At 53.6% G+C, this 2,194-nt stretch carries 3 protein-coding genes; 2 read left to right on the forward strand and 1 reads right to left on the reverse strand.

The window, feature by feature from the left end; translation table 11 throughout:
- Together QVP94_RS11280 and QVP94_RS11285 are read left to right on the forward strand one after the other, a co-directional pair.
- On the forward strand, positions 1-384 hold a 384-nt coding region (locus QVP94_RS11280), incomplete at its 5' end, for a DUF418 domain-containing protein (protein WP_288213253.1).
- Positions 385-434: 50 nt separating this feature from the next.
- Positions 435-1,754 (forward strand): sigma-54-dependent transcriptional regulator, encoded by a 1,320-nt coding sequence (locus QVP94_RS11285; protein ID WP_022192630.1) that lies wholly within the window; start codon positions 435-437, stop codon positions 1,752-1,754.
- A 16-nt stretch (positions 1,755-1,770) separates the two neighbouring features.
- Here QVP94_RS11285 and QVP94_RS11290 read toward each other — a convergent pair.
- On the reverse strand, positions 1,771-2,194 hold a 424-nt coding region (locus QVP94_RS11290), incomplete at its 5' end, for an N-acetylmuramoyl-L-alanine amidase (protein WP_288213254.1).

The raw sequence follows: 2,194 nt of genomic DNA on the forward strand, positions 1-2,194 counted from the left end.
CTACCCGGTTTGCTGGAGCGTACCGAAGAGCTTCGCCCGATGAGCACGATCGTGTCTTCCTTGCGTAATTTCTCGTTCATGTGCGTATTGGTATCCTCCTTTATCTTCTTGTGGCAGTGGAAGGCGCCGCATAAGGTGCTTCACGGGCTTGTGCCTTACGGGAAAATGAGCTTGACGAATTACCTCACGCAATCGATGGTAGGCTCTTTCATCTATTTCGGATACGGTTTATCCCTGTATGACGATCTGGGAACGACCGCCAGCTTCGCCGTAGGAATCCTTCTTTTCATTCTCCAGCTAGGTTTTTGCCACTGGTGGCTGGCCCATCATAAACAAGGTCCTTTCGAGGGAGTATGGCGTAAAGCTACGTGGATGTTTTCTTGATTCGTTTTATTTATTTACCTTTGTGGTTACTATAAATAATCTGAGTGGGTATGTTGTCGATTCTAATCGTTGAAGATGATATAACTTTTTCCTTGATGCTTACCACATGGCTGGGTAAGAAAGGGTTTGTCGTAAGATCCTCGTCCTCTGTCTCCGACGCTAAACGGAGGCTGGGGGAGGAAGCGTTCGATTTGGTTATATCGGATTTACGCCTGCCGGATAGTGACGGGATCGACTTATTGAAATGGCTGAAAAGCACTCATCCTTCCTTACCCCTTATCATGATGACCAGTTATGCGGAGATACAAACGGCGGTTCAGGCGATGAAGCTGGGAGCGGCGGATTATATCGCCAAGCCGCTGAACCCGGATGAGTTGCTGGGAAAGATCAGGGAGCTTGCGCACGTGGAGGAGAAGGCTCCGACGAGAGTCCCGGTTTCTTCGGCCCCGGATCTTTATATCGAGGGGCAGAGCCAAGCGGCCCGCCAGCTTTATGAGCATGTGCGTTTGGTGGCTCCGACGGATATGTCGGTATTGGTGACCGGCGCTAGCGGTACCGGTAAGGAGTACATCGCCCGTCGGATTCACGAGCAAAGTAATCGTAGCAAGGCTCCGTTTGTCGCCGTGGATTGCGGCGCTATCCCCAAGGAATTGGCGGCTTCCGAGTTCTTCGGCCACGTGAAAGGTTCTTTTACGGGGGCGATCGAGAACAAGACCGGGGCGTTCGTGGCGGCCCAAGGCGGTACGATCTTCTTGGATGAGATCGGGAACCTGACGTATGAGGTGCAGGTCCAGCTATTGCGTGCCCTGCAGGAGCGCAAGGTGAAGCCGATCGGGAGCAATCAGGAGATCGCCATCAACGTACGTCTGATATCCGCTACGAACGAGAACTTGCGGCAGGCGATCGAGAAAGGAGATTTCCGTGAGGACCTGTACCATCGTATCAATGAGTTCACGATCCGTATCCCGGACTTGAAAGAGCGAAAAGAGGATTTGCTCTTGTTCGCCAACCACTTCCTCGATCTGGCGAATAGCGAGCTCCAGAAAGATATCATCGGTTTCGACAACGATACCATGCAATTGTTCCAATCCTATTCTTGGCCGGGCAACCTGCGGCAGATGAAGAACGTCATCAAGTACGCTACCTTATTGGCGACCGGCCGATACATCACCCGCAAGGAACTCCCGGAGGAACTGACGGAGAACCTCCTGTCGCACGCCAACATCCAGCTAAAGAACGTGGAGCACGAACGAGACCTTATCCGTAAGGCCCTCCAAGAGTGCGGCAACAATAAGACCCGTGCGGCCCAGTTATTGGGCATCGACCGGAAGACGCTTTACAATAAGCTGAAGATTTATCAGTTGGATTGATAACCCCTTCCTCCCCTTATAACTCAGCGTATTCGCTACGTGCGTCGAAGCAAGGGCAGGCTTTCCGGATGTAGGGGCTTAATTGGTAATGGCCTAGGATCTTAGCCTTCGGATAATCCCTCCTCAATTGGCGGAGCAGGTCCATGAGGGCGCATTTTTGGGCGTAGGTACGGGTGTCGGTGGGTTGGAGGCTCTCGTCCAGCCCCCCCTCGTAGCAGATACCGACGCTTTGGTCGTTCCAGCCGGCGGCGTGCGCCCCGATCTGGTTCAGTGGACGGCAGCGGTGTATCTCGCCGTCGCGGGTGACGTAGAAATGATAGCCGATGTCGGCGAATCCCCGGGCCTTGTGGGAGGCCCTAAGGGCTTCCACCGGGAAATCACGGTCGTAACGAGTGGCGCTGCAATGGATTACAAGGAGGCGCACCTCCCTGTAATTCTGG

This window comes from Parabacteroides sp. CAG:2, from assembly GCF_000436315.1.
GTDB classification, from domain to species: Bacteria; Bacteroidota; Bacteroidia; order Bacteroidales; family Tannerellaceae; genus Parabacteroides; species Parabacteroides distasonis.